17 protein-coding genes are annotated in these 17,840 nt (G+C 69.1%); 10 read left to right on the top strand and 7 right to left on the bottom strand.

The window, feature by feature from the left end; all coding sequences use genetic code 11:
• Positions 1-128 precede the first annotated feature (128 nt).
• Positions 129-1,082, bottom strand: a complete 954-nt coding sequence (gene dapD / locus ACAG25_RS18075) for a 2,3,4,5-tetrahydropyridine-2,6-dicarboxylate N-succinyltransferase (RefSeq protein WP_370489850.1) — start codon at positions 1,080-1,082, stop codon at positions 129-131.
• A 15-nt stretch (positions 1,083-1,097) separates the two neighbouring features.
• Between dapD and dapE the strand changes: the two genes are divergently transcribed.
• Both dapE and ACAG25_RS18065 read left to right on the top strand, forming a co-directional pair.
• Positions 1,098-2,165 carry a succinyl-diaminopimelate desuccinylase gene (dapE, locus tag ACAG25_RS18070; RefSeq protein ID WP_370489834.1) on the top strand — a complete coding sequence of 356 codons (1,068 nt, stop codon included), beginning with the start codon at positions 1,098-1,100 and terminating at the stop codon, positions 2,163-2,165.
• 110 nt (positions 2,166-2,275) lie between these two features.
• A complete protein-coding gene (locus ACAG25_RS18065; protein WP_370489833.1) occupies positions 2,276-3,889 on the top strand; it encodes an ABC-F family ATP-binding cassette domain-containing protein in 1,614 nt (537 codons plus the stop codon).
• Positions 3,890-3,914: 25 nt separating this feature from the next.
• Here the strand turns inward: ACAG25_RS18065 and ACAG25_RS18060 are convergent, their stop codons facing one another.
• Positions 3,915-5,918, bottom strand: a complete 2,004-nt coding sequence (locus ACAG25_RS18060) for an AAA family ATPase (protein WP_370489832.1) — start codon at positions 5,916-5,918, stop codon at positions 3,915-3,917.
• Positions 5,919-5,947: 29 nt separating this feature from the next.
• Between ACAG25_RS18060 and ACAG25_RS18055 the strand changes: the two genes are divergently transcribed.
• The 7 genes from ACAG25_RS18055 (at position 5,948) to ACAG25_RS18025 (ending at position 11,562) form a co-directional block, all read left to right on the top strand.
• A complete protein-coding gene (locus ACAG25_RS18055) occupies positions 5,948-6,505 on the top strand; it encodes a TIGR00730 family Rossman fold protein (protein ID WP_370489831.1) in 558 nt (185 codons plus the stop codon).
• Positions 6,506-6,544: 39 nt separating this feature from the next.
• Entirely contained in the window at positions 6,545-8,347 is a 1,803-nt protein-coding gene (fadD6, locus tag ACAG25_RS18050) for a long-chain-acyl-CoA synthetase FadD6 (RefSeq protein ID WP_370489830.1), read from the top strand.
• A 95-nt stretch (positions 8,348-8,442) separates the two neighbouring features.
• On the top strand, positions 8,443-9,267 hold the full coding sequence (folP, locus tag ACAG25_RS18045; protein ID WP_370489849.1) for a dihydropteroate synthase: 825 nt from the start codon (positions 8,443-8,445) through the stop codon (positions 9,265-9,267).
• On the top strand, positions 9,264-10,223 hold the full coding sequence (locus tag ACAG25_RS18040) for a glucosyl-3-phosphoglycerate synthase (RefSeq protein WP_370489829.1): 960 nt from the start codon (positions 9,264-9,266) through the stop codon (positions 10,221-10,223). The genes folP and ACAG25_RS18040 overlap by 4 nt, the downstream gene beginning before the upstream one ends.
• A gap of 52 nt (positions 10,224-10,275) precedes the next feature.
• The gene (locus tag ACAG25_RS18035; RefSeq protein WP_370489828.1) at positions 10,276-10,623 is read left to right on the top strand and encodes a DivIVA domain-containing protein; all 348 of its coding nucleotides are present in this window, start codon (positions 10,276-10,278) and stop codon (positions 10,621-10,623) included.
• Positions 10,620-11,228 (top strand): DNA-3-methyladenine glycosylase I, encoded by a 609-nt coding sequence (locus ACAG25_RS18030; protein ID WP_370489827.1) that lies wholly within the window; start codon positions 10,620-10,622, stop codon positions 11,226-11,228. Before ACAG25_RS18035 ends, ACAG25_RS18030 begins: the two co-directional genes overlap by 4 nt.
• Before the next feature lie 166 nt (positions 11,229-11,394).
• Positions 11,395-11,562, top strand: coding sequence for a DUF3117 domain-containing protein (locus ACAG25_RS18025; RefSeq protein ID WP_066829768.1), 168 nt, complete (start codon positions 11,395-11,397; stop codon positions 11,560-11,562).
• A 12-nt stretch (positions 11,563-11,574) separates the two neighbouring features.
• Here the strand turns inward: ACAG25_RS18025 and glgA are convergent, their stop codons facing one another.
• Complete coding sequence (glgA, locus tag ACAG25_RS18020) at positions 11,575-12,738, bottom strand: glycogen synthase (protein ID WP_370489826.1); 1,164 nt, start codon at positions 12,736-12,738, stop codon at positions 11,575-11,577.
• A 121-nt stretch (positions 12,739-12,859) separates the two neighbouring features.
• Between glgA and glgC the strand changes: the two genes are divergently transcribed.
• A complete protein-coding gene (glgC, locus tag ACAG25_RS18015; protein WP_370489825.1) occupies positions 12,860-14,074 on the top strand; it encodes a glucose-1-phosphate adenylyltransferase in 1,215 nt (404 codons plus the stop codon).
• Between the two features lie 3 nt (positions 14,075-14,077).
• On the opposite strand, the gene ACAG25_RS18010 is transcribed toward glgC, so the two are convergent.
• From ACAG25_RS18010 to ACAG25_RS17995, 4 genes are read right to left on the bottom strand one after another with little or no spacing between them, the layout of a single operon-like run.
• Complete coding sequence (locus ACAG25_RS18010) at positions 14,078-14,560, bottom strand: MSMEG_6728 family protein (RefSeq protein WP_370489824.1); 483 nt, start codon at positions 14,558-14,560, stop codon at positions 14,078-14,080.
• Positions 14,561-14,589: 29 nt separating this feature from the next.
• Complete coding sequence (locus ACAG25_RS18005; protein WP_370489823.1) at positions 14,590-16,209, bottom strand: ABC transporter permease; 1,620 nt, start codon at positions 16,207-16,209, stop codon at positions 14,590-14,592.
• Positions 16,206-17,105, bottom strand: coding sequence for an ABC transporter ATP-binding protein (locus ACAG25_RS18000; RefSeq protein ID WP_370489822.1), 900 nt, complete (start codon positions 17,103-17,105; stop codon positions 16,206-16,208). The genes ACAG25_RS18005 and ACAG25_RS18000 overlap by 4 nt, the downstream gene beginning before the upstream one ends.
• On the bottom strand, positions 17,098-17,760 hold the full coding sequence (locus tag ACAG25_RS17995; protein WP_370489821.1) for a TetR family transcriptional regulator: 663 nt from the start codon (positions 17,758-17,760) through the stop codon (positions 17,098-17,100). Before ACAG25_RS17995 ends, ACAG25_RS18000 begins: the two co-directional genes overlap by 8 nt.
• Positions 17,761-17,840: the final 80 nt, after the last annotated feature.

The raw sequence follows: 17,840 nt of genomic DNA, 5'->3' as shown, positions 1-17,840 counted from the left end.
TCCGCACACCCGCTGAAGAACTCGACCGACTACTCTCAGACCCGTCCGCATACGCCGCAGCCACCGCTTGAATCCGCCCGGCGTGGCGAGGGGCAAACACGCGCGCTCGGCCCAACAAGGCAACAGGGTCAGTTGGCGTGCAGCGCCTCGTTGAGCGAGATGCCCGTACCGTCGCGCTTGACCACCTCGACCGCCCCCGACAGCGAGTTGCGGCGGAACAACAGGTTGTTCGCGCCGGACAGCTCGCGCGCCTTGACGCTGCGCTCGTCTGCGGTCTGCACCTTCGTGCCCGCGGTCACGTAGAGGCCGGCCTCGACCACGCAGTCGTCCCCGAGCGAGATGCCCAGTCCGGCGTTCGCGCCGAGCAGGCAGCGCTTGCCGACCGAGATGACCTCGGTGCCGCCGCCCGACAGCGTCCCCATGATCGAGGCGCCGCCGCCGATGTCGGAACCATCGTCGACCACCACACCCGCCGAGATGCGGCCCTCCACCATCGAGCTGCCCAGCGTGCCGGCGTTGAAGTTGACGAAGCCCTCGTGCATCACCGTCGTGCCGGACGCCAGATGCGCACCGAGCCGGACCCGGTCGGCGTCGGCGATGCGGACACCCGAGGGCAGCACGTAGTCGACCATCCGCGGGAACTTGTCCACGCCGTAGACGGCGACCTGACCCCGGCGGCGCAATCGGGCGCGCACCGTCTCGAAGCCCTCCACCTGGCACGGCCCGAAGTTGGTCCACACGACGTTGGTCAGCACACCGAACAGCCCGTCGGCATTCAGGCCGTGCGGCACGACCAACCGGTGCGACAGCAGGTGCAGGCGGAGGTAGCCGTCGTAGGCGTCGACGGCCTTGTCGTCCAGCGACGCGATGACGGTGCGGACCGCGACGACCTCGACGTCGCGGTCCTCGTCACGCCCGGTGAGCTGGGCGAGTTCCTCGGGGATCTCGGCCACCGACAACCGGGTGGTGCCGGTCGGGCCGTCACCGCTGAGCTCGGGTGCCGGGAACCAGGTGTCGAGGACGGTCCCGTCCGCTGTGATCGTCGCCAAACCGATGCCTGATGCAGAAGTCACGGCGCTCAGGCTACCGTCAGGGCCGTGGCGCTCGATCTACACGGTGACCCGGTTGCACTGACTGCTGCGCTGGTCGACATCCCCAGCGAGTCGCGGCAGGAGAAACGCATCGCCGACGAGATCGAGGCCGCGCTGCGGGCACAGACCACCGGCTACGAGATCATCCGCAACGGCGACGCGGTGCTGGCCCGGACCAACCTCGGCAAGCCGTCGCGGGTGCTGCTGGCCGGGCACACCGACACCGTGCCGGCCGCGGACAACCTGCCCAGCCGTCTGCAGGACGGTCTGCTGCACGGCTGCGGCACCTCGGACATGAAGGCCGGAGACGCGGTGTTCCTGCACCTGGTGGCCACGATCGCCGAACCCGCCCACGACATCACGCTGGTGCTCTACGACTGCGAGGAGATCGAAGCCTCCGCCAACGGTCTGGGCCGCATCGAGCGCGAGTTGCCGGAGTGGCTGCAGGCCGACGTCGCGATCCTCGGCGAACCGTCGGACGGATACATCGAAGCGGGCTGCCAGGGCACGCTGCGGGTGCGGATCTCCACCGCGGGCACCCGTGCCCATTCGGCGCGGTCATGGTTGGGCGACAACGCCATTCACAAACTCGGTGACGTGCTGGCCCGGCTCAACGACTACCGGCCGCGCGATGTGGACATCGACGGCTGCGTCTACCGGGAGGGCCTGTCCGCGGTGGGAATCGCGGGCGGCATCGCGGGCAACGTGATCCCCGACGCGGCGACCGTCACGGTGAACTTCCGTTTCGCGCCCGACCGCAGCGTCGAGGCGGCCTACGCGCATGTCTGCGACGTGTTCGAGGGTCTCGACGTCGCGATCGAACTGACCGATTCGGCCGCCGGGGCGCTGCCTGGCCTGACCCGCCCGGCGGCCGCCGCTCTGGTCGCCGCGGCAGACGGCGCGGTGCGCGCGAAGTACGGCTGGACCGACGTGAGCCGGTTCGCCGCGATGGGCATCCCCGCGGTGAACTACGGGCCCGGCGACCCGAACCTCGCGCACCGGGCCGACGAGCACGTCGCCGTCGAGAAGATCACCGCGGCCACCGAGATGCTGCGGCGCTATTTAATCGGTTGACCGCGCTTCTAGCCTGAAAGGCATGTGGGGAGACGACGTCACCGGCTGAGTCCGGCACGCTGTCCTGTTCGATCCGCGGGCCCGCGCCCGCACACGGAAAGCGCTTCCCCATGTCTGCCTCTGTGGTCTGTAGCGATCTCGGATTCTGTTGGCCCGACGGCTCCGAGCTGTTCTCGGACCTGACCTTCGCCCTGACCGCGGGACGCACCGGTCTGGTCGCCGCCAACGGCGCCGGTAAGAGCACCCTGCTGCGCATCATCGCCGATGAGCTTGCTCCCACCCGTGGTGCGGTCACCGTCGACGGCTCCCTCGGCTACCTGCCGCAGACCCTGCCGTTGTGTCCGGGCGGCTGCGTGGCCGACCTGCTCGGCGTCGCCCCGGTGCTCGACGCGCTCGCTGCGCTGAGTGCCGGCGATACCAGCGACCACGTGTTCGCCACGATCGGCGACGGCTGGGACATCGAGGAGCGCAGCCGCGCCGAAATGGAGCGGCTCGGTATCGGGCACCTTTCGCTCGACCGGCCCCTGCGCACATTGTCCGGCGGCGAGATGGTCTTCCTGGGTCTGGCCCGACAACTGCTGCGCCGCACGGATGTCCTCCTGCTCGACGAGCCCACCAACAACCTCGACGCTGCGGCACGTCGCCGGCTCTACCGTGGGCTCGAGGACTACCGCGGATGCCTGGTGGCGGTCAGCCACGACCGCGCACTCTTGGACCGTATGGACAACATCGCAGAACTGCGCAACGGTGAGATCACCTTCTACGGAGGGAATTTCACCGCGTACCGGGCTGCGGTGACGGCAGCAGCCGATGCCGCACACGCTTCGGTCCGCAACGCCGAGCGAGATCTGAAGCGGCAGCAGCGTCAGCTCCGGGCGGCCCGCGAGCGCGCCGATCGCCGCGCCGGGCGCGCCGCGCGCGGCCTGGCCGACGCCGGTCTGCCGAAGATCGTTGCCGGCGCCCGGAAGCGGCGTGCGCAGGAGACAGCCGGCCGAGTGACCGGGGTGCACAACCGGCGCGTCGAGGATGCCCGTGCCCGACTCGCCGACGCCGAACAGGCGCTGCGTGACGAGGACGCGTTGGTGCTGGATCTACCGGACACCGACGTGGCGGCGCGACGGATCGTGGTGGCCGCCGACGACATCTGCGTCGATCTCGACGGACGCCGAATCCTCGACAAGGTGAACCTGACCGTGCGCGGACCCGAACGCATCGCGCTCACCGGACCCAACGGCGCGGGCAAGACGACGCTGCTGCGCGTGCTGTCCGGAGACCTCGCGCCGCAACAGGGCTCGCTGGTGATCGCCGACGGATCGTCGGCCTACGTCTCGCAGCGCCTCGACCTGCTCGACGACGGCGCGACGGTGGACGAGAACCTCGCCGCGTCCGCTCCGGAGCTGCCGCTGACCCGGCGTCGGCACCTGTTGGCGCAGTTCCTGTTTCGCGGCGACGCAGTGCACCGACCGGTTCGTGCCCTGTCCGGGGGCGAACGGCTGCGTGCCACGCTGGCCTGCGTGCTGTTCGCCGAGCCGGCTCCCCAACTGCTGCTGCTCGACGAGCCGACCAACAACCTCGACCTGGCCGGGGTGGCCCAACTCGAAGACGCGCTGCGCTCCTATCGAGGCGCGTTCGTCGTCGTCAGCCACGACGAGACGTTCCTCAGCGCACTCGACGTCCACCGCGAACTCCGGCTCGAGAACCGGACCCTGACCGAGGTGACCTAACCGCGCGGCCGCGCGGCGAGACGGTTCAGCCGCGCGCCTGCGCGATGACCGAACGGCCGAACGCGCAGTCGATCTCGTCGCTCACCCGCGTCAGAGTGTCCAGGGCGCGTCCGTCGCCGAGCAGCACCGCGGTGTGCAGCGCGCGCAACGCCACCGCGTTCTGCCCGCCGCGCAGCGCGGCCTTGGTGGCGTCGCGGGCCGCCGCCACCGCTGCGACCGGGTCGCGCCGGGCCGAGTTCGTCCAGGCGCGCGCCAGCGCCAGCTCGGGAGCGAACAGCATCGATTTCAACCCGTGGCGGGATTCCGCGCGCGACAACGCCTTTGCCGCCTCCACCGCAAGACCCAACCGACCCAGGGCCTGCGCCAGCAGCATCCACGCCAGCGGGCCCCAGGAGTATCCGGTCGGCGCCAACGTGGCCGCCGCGGGGCGCAGCAGATCGGCCGCCCCGCGAGGCTCGTCCAGGGCGATCAGCACGTCGGCCTGCAGCACCTCACCGATCGCGCGGCCCGGTTGCCGACGCTGCGCGAGGTCGGTCAGCCGCCGAGCCAGCGCCGCCGCCCGATCCGGATCCCCACGCATCACCAGCGCAGTCACCTGCCCGTATCCACTGGTGTAGCGCAACAATCCGGGCTGTCCGGCGGCGACCGCGCGCTCGGCCAGGTCGTCGACGCGCGCGAAGTCGCCGCTGCGTGCCGAGGTCAACGCCGCCGCCGATGCCGCCCACCCGACGGCGGTGTCGTCGGCATCGGGAGACGTCAGCACCGAATCCGCCAGTTCGGCTGCCCGCGTGAGATTCCCTGAGTTCATCGCGAACGTCGCCGACAACGCATCGACGGTGACGCGAGCGGCCGGTGCGGTCAGCTTCGCGCGGGTGCTCTGCAGGAACGCGGTCGCATGTTCGGGTTGCGACAGCATCCAGAAGCGGTTGGCCGCTGTCGGCAGCGCCCACGCCAACAGGTCGGTTTCCGACAGGCTTCCCGGATCGACCACCGCGAGCACGTCCTCGGCCTCCCGTCCGCGTCCCTGCCAGGCCAGCGCGTACCCGAGAGCAAGGCGTGCACCCAGATCGGACGCGTCGTGTACCAGCGCCGCCCGCCCCAGCCGTTCACACAACTCCAGGGCACCCAGCCGCAGCGCCTCGGTGGCGGCATCGCGCAGTTCCCCGTCGGGTGCGGTCCAGTCGCTGTCGACGGCCAGGACCGCGCGGCGCAGCAGGGCCACCACCCCCTCTGCCGGTAGACGACCCGCGACCGCGGTGCGCAGCCGCCGCAGCTCCGGTCCACCCAGGACGTCGCGCACCGCGTCGACGAACAACGGGTGTGCCGGTCGCAACCCGTCCGCGTCCAGGACCACCGCCTGCGACTGCAGCGCGGCCTCGACATCGGTGGCGCTGGTCAGCTGCGCGGCAGTCTCCAACGGCAGGGGATCGGCGACGGCCAGGAACTCCAGCACGCGAGCCACGTGCGGGGACAGCTGCCCGACGACGCGGTGCACCCGCGTCATCAACCGGGTGTCCTCGTGCCCCGGAGGATGCAGCTCGACCCGGGCGACGAGTCCGTCCTGCCACAGGGCGGCGACCTCGGCGGGCAGCCGGACCTCCGAATCCGCGCCGTCCGTGGACACGGTCAACAGCAGCGTCACGGATCCCTGCGACGAGAGCTGGTAGATCAGCGCCGCCGACTGAGGATCGAGCAGGTGCGCGTCGTCGACGACCAGCAGCCGCCCGTCGCCGAGGTGGCGGCGGGCGGCTTCCGACACCGCCGCGATCTTTCCCGTGGCCGGGATGTCGACCAGGTGCTCGAACGGCGCGAACGGAACCGGCGCCGACGTGGCGTTCGCACGCACCCAATCCACGCGAGGGAAATCGCCGGCCAGACGACCGGCGATCTGGCGGGCCAGCGTCGTCTTTCCCACCCCGGCGGGACCCACCAGCACCGCACCCGCGCGAGCGCGCAACGCGGCCTCAACCTCGCTGAGCGCAGGTTCGGCCGGCGCGGTCACCCAGCCAACCGGTAGAGGCACAGGCACCGCCGGAGTCTATGGCTAGGTTTGAGCCCGTGTCCCGAGATCCCGACCGCGAATGGGCCGTGTGCGTCTACTGCGCCTCCGGCCCGACACACCCGGAACTGATCGAGCTGGCACGGCAGGTGGGAGCCGGTATCGCACGCCGGGGTTGGACGTTGGTGACCGGCGGCGGCAACGTCTCGGCGATGGGAGCGGTCGCCGAGGCCGCGCGCGCCGCGGGCGGCTACACCGTCGGAGTCATCCCCAAGGCGCTGATCCACAAAGAGGTCGCCGACACCGACGCCGACGAGCTCGTCGTCACCGACACCATGCGCGAGCGCAAACAGGTGATGGAGGACCGGGCGGACGCATTCATGGCGCTACCTGGCGGCATCGGCACCCTCGAGGAGTTCTTCGAAGCCTGGACAGCGTCCTATTTGGGTATGCACAACAAACCGATCGTGATGCTCGACACCGTCGGGCACTACGACGGGCTACTGGCCTGGTTGCGCGGGCTGGTCGGGACCGGATACGTCGGGCAGGACGCGATGCGCATCCTCACCGTCGTCGACGACGTCGAAGCCGCTCTGGCCGCCTGCGCACCTGGCTAGGGTGACCCACACATCGACAGCGGAGGAAGAGCGGCAACTATGACCAACAAGTCGGGGACCCGAAGCAGCGTGGGGCTGCTCGATCTCGCCAAGCAAGTGCCGGGTCTGCTGAAGGACACCCCCACGATGCTGCGGGGTGTCGTGACCGGATTCGGCGCCCGGCCCTCGGCGAAGACATCGATCGGCAAGGTGTTCCAGGACCGGGCCGAGCAGTACGCGGACAACGTCTTCCTGCGTTTCGAGGACCGCGAGATCACCTATCGCGAGGCCAACGAGACGGTGAACCGCTACGCGGCGGTGCTGTCCGACAAGGGCGTCGGCAAGGGCGACGTCGTCGGCATCATGATGCGCAACTCACCCGAACCGATCCTGCTGATGCTCGCTGCGGTCAAGTGCGGCGCCATTTCCGGGATGCTGAACTACAACCAGCGCGACGAGGTGCTCAAACACAGCATGGGCCTGCTGTCGGCCACCGTCGCAGTCGCCGAGTCGGATTTCGTGGACGCGATCGCCGACTCCGGCGCCGACACCGACGCGGTCATCACCCTCGACGAGCTGAACAAGTTGGCCGAGAACGCCTCGACCGCCAATCCGGCGAGCACGTCGGAGGTGCTGGCCAAGGACAAGGCGTTCTACATCTTCACCTCGGGCACCACCGGCATGCCCAAGGCCAGCGTGATGACCCACTACCGCTGGCTGCGCGCCTTGGCCGGTTTCGGCGGCCTCGGCATGCGTCTGAACAGCGACGACACGCTGTACTGCTGCCTGCCGCTCTACCACAACAACGCGCTGACCGTGGCGCTGTCGTCGGTGCTGAACTCCGGTGCCACCCTGGCCATCGGCAAGTCGTTCTCGGCGTCGAAATTCTGGGACGACGTCATCCGCTACGACGCCACCGCATTCGTCTACATCGGCGAGGTGTGCGCCTACCTGCTCAACCAGCCCGAAAAGCCCACCGACCGCCAGCACAAGGTCCGCGTGATCTGCGGCAACGGCCTGCGGCCGGCGATCTGGGACGAGTTCACCGAACGTTTCGGCATCGAACGGGTCTGCGAGTTCTACTCGGCCAGCGAGAGCAACACCGCGTTCGTGAACTTCTTCAACCTCGACAAGACCACCGGCATCTGCCCCAGCCCGGTGGCCTACGTGGAGTACGACGAGGACGGCGAGCCGGTCCGCGACAAGGACGGCCGCGTCCGCAAGGTCAAGGACGGCGAACCCGGCCTGCTGCTGTCGAAGGTGAGCAGCTTCCAGCCCTTCGACGGTTACACCGACGACGAGGAATCGGAGAAGAAGCTCGTCCGCGACGCGTTCAAGAAGGGTGACGTCTGGTTCAACACCGGTGACCTGATGCGTTACCAGGGCTTCGGGCACGCCTCGTTCACCGACCGGCTCGGCGACACGTTCCGGTGGAAGGGCGAGAACGTGGCGACCACCGAGGTGGAGGCCGCGGTGGCCGCCGACGAGCAGGTCGAGGAATGCACCGTCTACGGCGTCGAGGTGCCCGACACCGGAGGCAAGGCCGGCATGGTCGCGATCCAGCTCAGGGACGGGCAGGAGTTCGACGGCAAGGCACTCGCCGATGCCGCCTACAGCAAGCTGCCCGGTTACGCGGTGCCGCTGTTCGTGCGCATCGTCGAGGAGATCGCCTACACCTCGACCTTCAAGAGCCAGAAGGTCGACCTGCGTAAAGAGGGCTACGGCGGATCCAGCGGCGAAGGCGACGACGACGACGTCAAGATCGACGACCCGATCTATGTGCTCTCCGGCAAGGAGGAGGGCTATGTGCCGTTCTACGACGAGTACCTGCAGGAAGTCGCGGCCGGCAAGAAGCCCAAGTAGCGCGGGCGTCACCGGCCGATTGGTCGCGAACGTAGCCTGAGGGAGTGACCTCGACGTTTCTGGGACGACCGGTGGCCGGTGACCGGGCGCTGATCATGGCGATCGTGAACCGGACGCCGGACTCGTTCTACGACCGCGGGGCGACCTTCGCCGACGAGGCCGCCAAGGAGGCGGCCCACCGCGTCGTCGAGGAAGGGGCCGACGTCATCGACGTCGGCGGTGTGAAGGCCGGGCCGGGTGCAGTCGTCGACGCCGACGAGGAGATCGCGCGGGTCGTGCCGTTCATCGAGTGGCTGCGCGCGACGTTCCCCGACCAGCTGATCTCCGTCGACACCTGGCGGGCCGACGTCGCCAAGCAGGCCTGCGCGGCCGGCGCAGACCTGATCAACGACACCTGGAGTGGCCACGACCCGGAGCTCGCCGGGGTCGCCGCGGAGTTCGACGCGGGATTGGTGTGTTCCCACACCGGCGGTGCCGTGCCGCGCACCCGCCCGTTCCGTGTCAACTACGGCATCACCGAGCGCGGCGTCGTCGACGACGTGATCGCGGAGGTGACCACCGCGGCCCGGCGGGCCGTCTCACTCGGGGTTTCGCGCGACCGGATCCTGATCGATCCGACCCACGATTTCGGCAAGAACACTCATCACGGTCTTAGTTTGTTGCGTCATGTGAAAGACCTTGTAAACACTGGATGGCCGGTCCTGATGGCACTGAGTAACAAGGATTTCGTCGGGGAAACTCTGGGTGTGGGTTTGACCGAACGCCTCGAGGGCACCCTGGCCGCGACCGCTCTGGCGGCCGCTGATGGTGCGGCGATGTTCCGGGTGCACGAGGTCGGACCCACACGTCGGGTATTGGAGATGGTTGCGTCGATCAAAGGCGCCCGTCCGCCGAAACGTACGGTGAGGGGACTCGCATGACCGTGTTGTCTGATCGCGTCAACGAACTGCAAACACACGAGGTGGCCCGGCACCGCTGGCTCACCGATCACAGCTGGAGCCGGCCGAACTGGACCGTCGCCGGACTCGAAGCCGCCAAGCGGGGCCGCACCGTCTCGGTGGTGCTGCCCGCGCTCAACGAGGAGGACACCGTCGGCGGTGTCGTCGAATCCATCGCGCCGCTGCTCGGCGGGTTGGTCGACGAATTGGTCGTGCTGGACTCCGGATCCACCGACGACACCGAGATCCGCGCCGTGGCGGCGGGTGCGCGGGTGGTCAGCCGCGAGGTCGCACTGCCCGAGATCGCGCCCGCACCCGGCAAAGGCGAGGTGCTGTGGCGGTCCCTGGCCGCCACCACCGGCGACATCGTCGTCTTCGTCGACTCCGACTTGCTCAACCCGGACCCGATGTTCGTGCCCAAGCTGCTGGGACCGCTGCTGACGACCGAGGGCGTGCACCTGGTGAAAGGGTTCTACCGGCGTCCCCTGAAGGTCGGCGGCGGCGAGGACGCCAACGGCGGGGGGCGGGTGACCGAGCTGGTGGCCCGGCCGCTGTTGGCCGCGCTGCGACCCGAGCTGATGTGCCTGTACCAGCCCCTGGGCGGGGAGTACGCCGGCACCCGCGAGCTGTTGACCTCGGTGCCGTTCGCGCCGGGCTACGGCGTGGAGATCGGGTTGCTCGTCGATACCTACGACCGCCTCGGACTCGACGCGATCGCGCAGGTCAACCTCGGGGTGCGGACCCACCGCAACCGTCCGCTGACGGAACTGGCGTCGATGAGCCGCCAGGTCATCGCCACGCTGCTGCAACGTTGCGGCATCCCGGACTCCGGGATCGGTCTGACGCAGTTCTTCGCCGACGGCGAGGACTACAGCGCCCGCACTTCGACGGTCTCACTGACCGACCGCCCTCCGATGGTCAGCCTGCGGCCGCGCTGACGATCTCGCGTCGACGCGCGTGCCCCGGTGAGCGGTCAGGCAATATCGAGGGGTGACGCTCGTCCTGCTCTACCTCGTGGTGCTCGTCCTCGTCGGCATCGTGCTGTTCGCGGTCGGCAGCGTGTTGTTCGGTCGCGGTGAGGTGCTGCCACCCCTGCCGCGCGCGACCACACCGACCGTGCTGCCGGTCGCCGACATCACCGGTTCCGACGTCGATGCGCTCAAGTTCACCCAGACGTTGCGGGGATACAAAGCCAGCGAAGTCGACTGGGTGCTCGAGCGGCTGGGTCGCGAGATCGACGCCCTGCGTGCGGAGTTGGCCGCCGAGCGCGGCGTCACCGAACCCGTGCACCCCGGCGCGGAGGGGCCCGGCAGCGTCGGTTCCCGGGAGCAGCCGTGACCGGCGTGACCGAGGACCGGCGGATCCGGTGCGGCTGGATCGACCGATCCCGGCTCTCCGCAGAGGATTTCGCGCTGTACCGCGACTACCACGACAACGAGTGGGGCCGTCCGTTGCGCGACTCGGCAGCGCTTTTCGAGCGGATCAGCCTGGAGGCGTTCCAAAGTGGGCTGTCGTGGTTGATCATCCTGCGCAAGCGGGAGCACTTCCGGGCCGCGTTCGACGGCTTCGATGTCGACACGGTGGCCCGCTACACCGATCGCGACGTCGAACGGTTGCTGGCCGACCCCGGAATCGTGCGCAACCGCGCCAAGATCGAAGCGACCGTCTCCAACGCGCGGGCCGCGGTGGACCTGGCCGAGCAAGGAGTCGACCTCGGCGAGTTGCTCTGGTCGTTCGCACCGCCGGACGCGGCCACCCGGCCCCGTCCGGTCGACCTGTCGCGGGTGGCTGCGGTGACTCCGGAGTCCACCGCGATGGCCAAGGAACTCAAGCGCCGCGGGTTCCGCTTCGTGGGGCCGACGACGGCGTACGCGTTGATGCAGGCGACCGGGATGGTCGACGACCACGTCGCGAACTGCTGGGTGCCGCGCGGGGCGTGCTGAGCGTTATCGCCGGGTCTTTGCACACGATGTGCCCGGGATAGGGAACAATGGAGGTCTGTAGCAGTTCAGAGCCGGGTGCCGTCGGCATTGCCTTCGCGGGCGGTTGGCCGGCTCGCACGGACACACCGCGCCCTGACGGGCATGCGCATTGTGGAGGGAGCACTCGATGGCGGCGATGAAGCCCCGGACTGGAGACGGTCCACTGGAAGCGACCAAGGAGGGGCGCGGCATCGTGATGCGGGTACCGCTGGAGGGCGGTGGCCGGCTCGTCGTCGAACTCACACCGGACGAGGCGTCAGCACTCGGCGACGAACTCAAGAACGTCACCAGCTGACGCGTTCCGCGGCTACGCGCTGATCCGGCGGTAGATCTGCAGGGTCTCCTGGGCGATCTGCGCCCAGGAGAACTCGTCGATGCACCGCCGGCGTCCGGCGTCCCCGTAGCGGTGCGCGCGTTGGGGATCGCCCACCAGGGTGTTGACCGCCTCGGCCAGGCCGCGCTCGAAGTCCGTCGGAGCGTCGGCGTCGTAGTGCACCAACAGGCCGGTGCGCTCGTGGTCGACCACCTCAGGGATGCCGCCGACGTCGGAGGCCACCACCGCCGTCGCGCAGGCCATCGCCTCCAGATTGACGATGCCCAGCGGTTCGTACACCGAGGGGCACACGAAAACCGTTGCTGCCGACAGAATTTCGCGGATCTTCTCGGTCGGCAGCATCTCCCGCACCCAGAACACACCGGAACGTGCCGCGGACAGCCGCTGCACCGCCGAGGCCACCTCCTCGGCGATCTCGGGTGTGTCCGGGGCGCCCGCGCACAGCACCAGTTGGACGTCGGGCGCGAAGTGATGGGCCGCGGCGACCAGGTGCGCCACGCCCTTCTGCCGGGTGATCCGCCCGACGAACGCGACGATCGGCCGTGCGGGATCGACACCCAGCGCGGCCAGCACCGAGGCCTGCGTATCGGGTGGGCCGGGATACCACGCATCGGTGTCGATCCCGTTGCGCACCACATGGACCCGCTCGGGATCCAGCGCGGGGTAGGTGGCCAGGACGTCGGCCCGCATGCCGGAGCTGACGGCGATCACCGCGGCTGCCGATTCGACCGCGGTGCGCTCGACCCACGAGGAGATGCGGTAGCCGCCGCCGAGCTGCTCGGCCTTCCACGGACGCATGGGCTCCAACGAGTGTGCGGTCAGCACATGCGGGACGTCGTAGAGCAGGGCCGCCAGGTGACCGGCCAGCCCGGTGTACCAGGTGTGGGAGTGCACGACGGTGGCTGCGGAGGCGGCGTTGACCATGTTCAGGTCCGCCGACAACATCGCCAGCGCCGGGTTGGCGCCCTGCAGCGCCGGATCGGGTGCGGCCACCGTCACGCCGGGCCGTTCGGCGCCCATGCAGTGCACGTCGACTTCGCACAGGTGACGCAACTGGGCGACGAGTTCGGTGACGTGTACGCCTGCACCGCCGTAGACCTCGGGTGGATATTCCCGTGTCATCATCGCCACCCGCATGCTCCTGACGGTATCCAACTTCGGCATCGACTGCGACGAGCGAAAATTGTCGCCACCGACAGTCCGGTTCGGGCGACCCGAATGGTTGGCCGCCATCGCGGGGTGCGGATAGGTTGGCAGCATGAGGGAAGCGCCACACGTGCTTGGCATCGTCCTTGCGGGGGGCGAGGGCAAGCGGCTCTATCCGCTGACGGCCGATCGGGCCAAGCCTGCCGTGCCCTTCGGGGGTGCCTACCGCTTGATCGATTTCGTCCTGTCGAATCTGGTCAACGCGCGATTTCTGCGAATCTGTGTTCTCACGCAATACAAGTCGCATTCGCTGGACCGGCACATCTCGCAGAACTGGCGGCTGTCCGGGCTGGCCGGTGAGTACATCACCCCGGTGCCCGCGCAGCAGCGACTCGGCCCGCGCTGGTACACCGGTTCGGCCGACGCGATCTATCAGTCGATGAACCTGATCTACGACGAGGATCCGGACTACATCGTCATCTTCGGCGCCGACCACGTCTACCGGATGGACCCCGAGCAGATGGTCCGTCAGCACATCGACAGCGGCGCGGGCGCCACTGTCGCGGGCATCCGGGTGCCGCGAGCGGAGGCCACCGCCTTCGGCTGCATCGACGCCGACGATTCCGGCCGTATCCGCTCGTTCATCGAGAAGCCCGCTGACCCGCCGGGCACCCCCGACGACCCGACGCAGACATTCGTGTCGATGGGCAATTACATCTTCACCACCAAGGTGCTCATCGACGCGTTGCGCGCCGACGCCGAGGACGACGACTCCGACCATGACATGGGCGGTGACATCATTCCGCGGCTGGTGTCCGACGGCATGGCCGCGGTTTATGACTTCAGCAACAACGAGGTGCCCGGCGCGACCGAACGAGACCACGGTTACTGGCGCGACGTCGGGACACTCGATGCGTTCTACGACGCGCACATGGATCTGGTGTCGGTGCACCCGATCTTCAACCTGTACAACAAGCGCTGGCCGATCCGTGGCGGCTCGGAGAACCTGGCGCCGGCGAAGTTCGTCAACGGCGGGTCGGCGCAGGAGTCGGTCGTCGGGGCGGGCAGCATCATCTCGGCGGCCTCGGTGCGCAACTCGGTGCTGTCGTCGAACGTCTCGATCGACGAGGGCGCCATCGTCGAGGGCAGTGTGCTGATGCCGGGGGTCCGCATCGGCCGCGGTGCGGTGGTCCGCCACGCGATCCTGGACAAGAACGTCGTCGTCGGCCCCGGCGAGATGGTCGGCGTCGACCTGGACAAGGACCGGGAACGGTTCTCGATCAGTGCCGGCGGCGTGGTGGCCGTGGGCAAGGGCGTCTGGATCTGACCGTCACCCGAGCGGGACGCGACGCTCCCGGTCCGAGGCAGGCCAGACGTAGGGCAGATCGTCGGACACGTCGCCGAACACCGGCCGGTAGTGCCCAGGATCCTTGCGGACCAGCGCGGACTGGTGACTGCGATGAAACGCAGGGTCACCGAGCCAGGGCGGCAGCTCTCCCGCGGACGCCAGTGCGTCTTCGGTACGGATCGTCGTGAGCCCGGTGCCCGCGGCCAGATCCTCGGCCAGCGTGGTCGCGCAGCTGTCCGCGCGACCCTGCTCGCACCAGACCCGGCACACCTGCAGGCCGTAGCGCACCAGGGCCTCCTCGTAGCCGGCCCACATGGCCGCAGCCGGATGGTGTCGCCACCCGTACCCCGGCACCGTCAGGGCCCGCAGCACCTGGATCGTCTCCACCCGCTGCTTGCCGAGCCGGCGGGTGTCGAGCACGCGCGCAGAGTCGGTGAAGCCGGCGCACGGCAGGAAGGTCTGCATGCCGACCGGATACCCGCTCGTTGGCGCTTTCAGGCAGCGTCGCGGCGCCGGTACAGCGCGGCGGCCAGGACGGTCAGCGCGATCGCCGCGGCCACCATGACCGCCATCGCGCCGAGGGGCAACTCGCGGGGTGCGGTGATCTGACCGATGGGGGACAGGTCCACCAGCCACTGCGGAAGACGCAGCAACGCAGCCAGATACAGTGTCGAGACGACGAAAGCCACTGCCAGCCAACCGATCCACGTCCGCTGCACCGCCACCGCCAGGGCGGCCACCGCGGCCAACACCGCCAACGCGGGAACGAACGCCAGACCGGCGCCGGTCAGCCGGATCACGGTGTTCGCGTCGCCGACCGTCAGCGCCGCTCCCAGCCCGTTGCCCAACCCGGCGAAGAACATCAGCACCGCCGCGCCCAGGATCGCCGACAGCACGGCCGAGCACAGCCACCACCACCGCGAAACCGGTTGGGCCAGAACCACTTCCCCCAGGCCCTTACGTTCGTCGGCCCACACTCGGAGCACCGACGAGACCACATACGCGCTCGCTGTGGCGGCCAGGAACTGCGTCATCACCGTGTACACCCCGTCGGTGCCCTCCGCGGAGAGCATCCGGGTGATCAGCTCGTTGTCGACGGCGGCATCGAGCAACGCCTGGGTCATCGAACCGAACACCAGTCCGGCGGCGAACAAGCCGATCGTCCAGCCGACGGTCTGGCCCCGCTGCAGGGTGGTGTGGAGGCTGAACACTCCACCGACTCGGCGCGCCCCCGGCCGGTCCCCGGTGGCGGCAATGGTGCCCTGGTCGTACTGGCGGCGCCGTTCCAGTGCCGCCGCGACGAGCACCAGCACCGTCGTCGCGGCGATCACCGCCGCCAGCGGCCACCACCGCAGGCCTGCGAACGCCCGCATCTGCTGTGCCCATGCGATCGGCGAGCACCAACTGAGCGCGCTGCCGGAGTGGTCGATGACATCGCCGAGGCCGCGGACCAGGACGGCGGCGCCCAGGACGGCCAGCGCAGACCCGGTAGCACTGCGCGCGGTACGCCAGAGTTGCGCGGTGACGGCGGCGACGGCCGCGAACAGCACGGCGACCGCGGTGACGCCGAGCGCCATCGCCGCACTGTCGACCACGGCGAGACCGGCCGCGCCCAGCGCGACCGTCATCGTCGCCGTCAGGACGGCGCAGGTCACCACGACCACGGCCAACGCGGCAGCGGTGCGCGCCTGGCGTCCCACCGCCGCGGCCAGCACGAGCTCGGCGCTGCCGTCCTCCTCCGCGGCACGGGTGTGCCGCACCATGGTCAGGACCGCGAGGATCGATGTGGCGACGATCAACGTCAACATCAGCTCGTTGGCCAGCATCGTGCCGAGGGCGGTCTCGTTGACGCCGAACATGGGTCCGCTCAACAGGATTCCTGCGGGTGTCTTGAGCAGTTCGATGCGTGCGAGTCGCTGCGCCTCGTCCGGATAGGCGAGTTCCAGTGCGCCCGGTGTGTAGCCGACCAACGCCGTGAGGACCACGATCCACACCGTCAGGCGCAGGCGGTCGCGGCGCAGCGCCAGCCGCAGAAGGTGCCCGGTTCCGGTCCACGGCGACGCCGCCGACGAGGCAGCGTGGCGGGGCGAGGCCGCGCGGATGGTGGCGGTCATCGGTTCGCACCGTGGTACTCGCGCAGGAACATGTCCTCCAACGACGCCGGCGCGACCGTCAGATCCGTCAGGCCGTGGCGGGTCAGATCGTTCATCGCGCGGTCGAGGTCGGCGCGGTCGACGGAGAACCGCACGCGGTCCTGCTCGACATGCAGGTCGTGTGCGTAGGGTGCGTGGTCCAGCCGGGCCGGTTCGCGGATGCGGGCCGAGACGGTGGTGCGCATCAGGTGGCGCAACTCGGCGAGGCTGCCGGAGCGGACCGTTTTCCCGGCCCGCACGATCGTCACGCTGTCGCAGAGCTTCTCGACCTCGGCGAGAATGTGGCTGGACAGCAGCACCGCCGAGCCGCGCTCGGCGACCTCGCGAACGCACTGGGCAAATGCCTGCTCCATCAACGGATCCAGGCCGGAGGTGGGTTCGTCGAGGATGAACAGTTCGCTTCGGGTGCAGAACGCCGCGATGATCGCCACCTTCTGGCGGTTGCCTTTGGAGTAGGTGCGTGCCTTCTTGTGCGGGTCGAGCTCGAAGCGTTCGATGAGCTCGTCGCGCCGGGCGGTGTCGACGCCGTCCGCACCGCGCAGCGAGGACAGGAACTCGATGGCCTGCATGCCGGTCAGGTTCGGCCACAGCACGACATCGCCGGGCACGTACGCGATCCGGCGATGCAGGCGCACCGCATCGCGCCAGGGGTCGCCGTCGAGCAGTCTCACCGTGCCGGAGTCCGCGCGCAGCAGCCCGAGCAGCACGCGGATGGTGGTGGACTTGCCGGCGCCGTTCGGACCGAGGAACCCGGCGATTTCGCCGCGCTCGACGGTCAGGTCGAGGCCGTCGAGAGCGCGGGTGCGGCCGAAGGACTTGCACAGCCCGTGGATCTCGACCGCCGGACCGTCACTCATAATGTTCTCCTTCCGTCGATGTCAGGGGCCGTCCCTGTGCGCGCCGGGCGCTGAAGGCGTCGTACATCGTGGGATCGGCCATCAGACCGTTGGTGTAGAGCTCCAGCGCGGGCAGCATGATGTCCTCGCTGTAGTCGCGCAGCACTGCGCGCAGGTCGGTCGGGTTGTCGTGCATCTGCAGGTAGAGCAGGAAACTTCCGCCGCCACTGAGGGTGAGGAACTTCGCGCGGGCCTTCGGGTCGGCGCTGGGTTTGATGGTGCCGGCGCGCACACCGGCCTCGATGTACTGTTCGGCATCGTCGATCATGGTGCGCCACAGTGATTTTGCGAGATCGCCGCCGGTCTGCAGAGTGCGCATCAGGTAGGCCATCAGCGGGGCGTAGCCCTCCATCTCGGCCATCTGCGCGAACCACGTCGCGGGGTCGGCGGAAGCGATGGACTCGGTTTTGCCTGTGCGGATGGTCTCGGTGATCCAGTCGTCGCACGCCTTGCGCAGGCCGTCCTTGGAGCCGAAGTGGTGGATGACCAGACCCGGGCTGACGCCTGCCGCGGCGGCGATCGCACGCACCCCGACGCCGAACCCCTCGCGGCCGAACAGATCGACCGCGGCCTCCCGGATGCGCGCGCTGGTCGTCAGGTCGTCGGCTGAACGCATGTTCAATAGACTAAACGCCCGTTCAGTCTCTGGTCAATGGCGAGCAGACGCCAAAGCCCCCAATTTCGCGCGGAAATGGG

It is taken from the genome of Mycobacterium sp. pV006, assembly GCF_041287115.1.
Classification (GTDB): Bacteria; Actinomycetota; Actinomycetes; order Mycobacteriales; family Mycobacteriaceae; genus Mycobacterium.
Note: the sequence above shows the minus strand (reverse complement) of the source record. Positions and strands in the feature narration are given on the sequence as shown.